This is a genomic window from Caballeronia sp. SEWSISQ10-4 2, from assembly GCF_030464885.1.
GTDB lineage: Bacteria > Pseudomonadota > Gammaproteobacteria > Burkholderiales > Burkholderiaceae > Caballeronia.
Window position 1 is genome coordinate 1 of record NZ_JALPRJ010000187.1, and the last position, 3,161, is coordinate 3,161.

Genomic DNA, 3,161 nt, shown 5'->3' on the forward strand with positions numbered 1-3,161 from the left:
TCAAGCCGCCGACAACACCTCAACAATCTTCCGTTGATACGCGATCCCTTCGGCGTTAAACAGATGGCAATGTTCAGGCGTTGCGCCAAGCTTCAGCATTTCGCCGCGTGAATGGCGTTCCAGCGGCGGGATGCGCGCGATGATCCCTTCGGGCGCCACCGACGACTCCGCGTAAAGATAAGCGGCATCGCCGAGCGACTCCACGGCCATCGTCTTCGACGAAACGCCGTGCTCGAGCGTTGCCGCCGTCCCTGCATGCAAATGCTCCGGACGAATCCCGACCGTTACCGCATCGCCCACTTTGGCCTTACCCGGCTCAACGGCCGCGAGTTGCGTCTCACCCGTCGCGTACTTCACCAGGATCCCATCGCTCAACACCTGCGTGACTTCGCCGTTCAAAAAGTTCATCTTCGGCGAGCCGATAAAACCCGCCACGAACTTGTTCTGCGGCGCGTGATAAAGCTGGTTCGGCGAGCCGACCTGCTCGACGTTCCCCGCCGACAACACCACGATCTTGTCCGCCAGCGTCATGGCTTCCACCTGATCGTGCGTCACGTAGATCATCGTGGTCTTGAGCTCGTCGTGCAGCCGTGCGAACTCCAGGCGCATCTTCACGCGCAACGCGGCGTCGAGGTTGGACAGCGGTTCGTCGAAAAGGAACACTTTCGGCTTGCGCGTGATCGCGCGGCCAATCGCCACCCGCTGCCGCTGACCACCGGACAATTGCTTCGGCTTCCTGTCGAGCAGATGATCGATGTGCAAAATCTTCGCGGCTTGCTTGACCGCTGCATCGATTTCCGGCTTCTTCGTGCCGGCGAGCTTCAAACCAAACGCCATGTTGTCGTACAGCGTCATGTGCGGATACAGCGCATACGACTGGAACACCATCGCGATACCGCGCTTGGCCGGCTGCACGTCGTTCACGCGCACGCCGTCGATGGTCAGGTCACCGCCGGTGATATCTTCCAGACCGGCGATCATCCGCATCAGCGTGGACTTGCCGCAACCGCTGGGGCCCACGAACACGACGAACTCACCGTCGGCGATGTCGAGGTTCACGCTACGAATCACTTCAGTTTCTTCGTAACGCTTGTTGATGTTGCGCAGATTCAGGCTTGCCATGATGGAGTCTCCGTCTTTAACTTGGCTTCGGTTTCTGTGAGCAAGAGGCTCATGGCAGTTCGAAGCTTGCGTTTTTCAGCCACTGTCCAACGAGCGCGGGGAGCTGCCCCATCTCGTCGAACACGACACTTGCGCCAGCACGTTTCAGCGCATCGATTTGCCCTTCAGTTGCGTGACCGCCGCCCACGAAACCCAGCACGGTCATGCCCGCCGCCGCCGCCGCGGTCACACCGGTCACGCTGTCTTCCACTACCACGCAGCGTTCGGGCGCGACCCGCAAGGTCCGCGCCGCCGCGAGGTACACGTCGGGCGCGGGTTTCGGGTTCGGCACTTTATCGGCGCAAAACAGACGCTCGCCGAAAAAGCGCACGAGGCCCGTGCGGCTCAGCACGGCTTGCACATACGACGTAAAGCTGTTGCTCGCGCAGGCCTTGCGCAAGGAAATCGCGGCCAGCGCTGCCTCGATCGCAGTGGATGCGAGCCCGGGCAGCGACATCGGCATCAGCAGATAGACGATTTCCTGCCACGTCGCCGCGCCGTCTATGCGCCCGGCTTCCAGGATGTCGCGCGGGATCTCGTTGAAATACGTGTACGACATCCAGACGGCGATCGGCAGATTGATCAGCGTATAAACGATGACCAGACCCCACACCGTGTCGAGCATGCCGGTGTTCTTCCAGAGCAGATAGATCGGCACGAGCACGCCCACCGACGGCATCATCTTCGTCGACAGCATCCACAGCAGCACTTTCTGCGTTTTCTTGGTCGGGAAGAACGCCATCGCATAGGCGCACGGCACGGCGAGCAGCAAGCAGATCACCGTGACGCCGACCGAGATCAGGATGGAGTTCCACGCGAACGCGAAGTAGTTGCTGCGCGCGAATACCTCACGGAAACTATCGAGCGTGGGCATGAAGATCAGCGACGACGAATACGCCTGCTGCTCGGTCTTGAATGCCGTGATGGTCATCCAGAAGATCGGGAAGAACAGCAGTAGCGCAAACAGCCACGCGATCACGCCCAGCACGCCGCGCTTGAGCGTGTCGAGGACCGGCACGGACGTTGTTGCGGTAACGGGATGGCTCATGATTCATACTCCCCTTTCAGGTTCTTCGCGAGCATGCGCACGAGGAAGAACGCAACAATGTTCGCCAGCACGACCGCCAGAATGCCGCCGGCGGAAGCCAGGCCGACGTCGAATTGCTGCAGGCCGAGCGCGTAGATCAAGTACGACAGGATGGTCGTCGCGGTGCCTGGGCCGCCGCCGGTCGTCGTATAGATTTCAGCGAAGATGGAGAGCAGGAAAATGGTTTCCATCATCACCACTACGGCAATCGCGCGCTTCAGGTGCGGCAGCGTGATATAGAAGAACATGGAGAATGCGCCCGCGCCGTCGATCCGCGCCGCTTCCTTCTGCTCCTGATCCAGCGACTGGATCGCCGTGAACAGAATCAGGAACGCGAACGGCAGCCACTGCCACGCGACAATCACGATCACAGCAAACAGCGGATAGTCGCCGAACCAGTCGATCGGCTGTAGCCCTAACGATCGCATCAACGCCGCGATCAGGCCATACACCGGATGCAGGATCATGTTCTTCCAGATCAGCGCGCTGACCGTGGGCATGACGAAGAACGGTGCGATTACGAGTAGCCGTGCAATACCCTGGCCGATGAACTTGCGGTCGAACAAAACAGCGAGCAATACGCCGCCGATCACCGTGATCAGCAACACCGATCCGATCAGCGTCAGCGTATGAACGATCGATGGCAGGAAGGCCGGATCGGTGGCAAGGAATTCATAGTTATCGATGCCGGCAAACCCTTTGACATCGGGATTGAGCAGGTTGTATCGCGAGAACGAATACCAGATGGTCATCGCGAGCGGAATGGCCATCCACAGGAACAGTACGGCAGTCGACGGCATGATGAGCCAGCGAACCGACTTCGCGCGCTTCTTGTCGCGCTCTGCCGCGGATTCCGCGTAACCGTGTGGGAGGGGGGGATTAAGTTGACTCATGATCGTGTCACCTCTCGATG

3 protein-coding genes are annotated in these 3,161 nt (G+C 59.9%); all 3 read right to left on the reverse strand.

Annotated elements, in window-relative coordinates:
- The 3 genes from M0D69_RS43440 to M0D69_RS43450 are packed head-to-tail and all read right to left on the reverse strand — an operon-like array spanning window position 1 to window position 3,141.
- Window positions 1-1,122: an ABC transporter ATP-binding protein gene (locus M0D69_RS43440; RefSeq protein WP_301787948.1), complete on the reverse strand. Its 1,122-nt coding sequence runs from the start codon at window positions 1,120-1,122 to the stop codon at window positions 1-3.
- A gap of 49 nt (window positions 1,123-1,171) precedes the next feature.
- On the reverse strand, window positions 1,172-2,209 hold the full coding sequence (locus tag M0D69_RS43445; protein ID WP_301787949.1) for an HAD-IA family hydrolase: 1,038 nt from the start codon (window positions 2,207-2,209) through the stop codon (window positions 1,172-1,174).
- Window positions 2,206-3,141, reverse strand: coding sequence for a carbohydrate ABC transporter permease (locus M0D69_RS43450; RefSeq protein ID WP_301787950.1), 936 nt, complete (start codon window positions 3,139-3,141; stop codon window positions 2,206-2,208). The genes M0D69_RS43445 and M0D69_RS43450 overlap by 4 nt, the downstream gene beginning before the upstream one ends.
- Window positions 3,142-3,161: the final 20 nt, after the last annotated feature.

What these genes read in the sequence shown, in the direction of transcription:
- M0D69_RS43440 (WP_301787948.1), bottom strand. Translation starts at nt 1,122, where the DNA reads ATGGCAAGCCTGAATCTGCGCAACATCAACAAGCGTTACGAAGAAACT.
- M0D69_RS43445 (WP_301787949.1), bottom strand. Translation starts at nt 2,209, where the DNA reads ATGAGCCATCCCGTTACCGCAACAACGTCCGTGCCGGTCCTCGACACG.
- M0D69_RS43450 (WP_301787950.1), bottom strand. Translation starts at nt 3,141, where the DNA reads ATGAGTCAACTTAATCCCCCCCTCCCACACGGTTACGCGGAATCCGCG.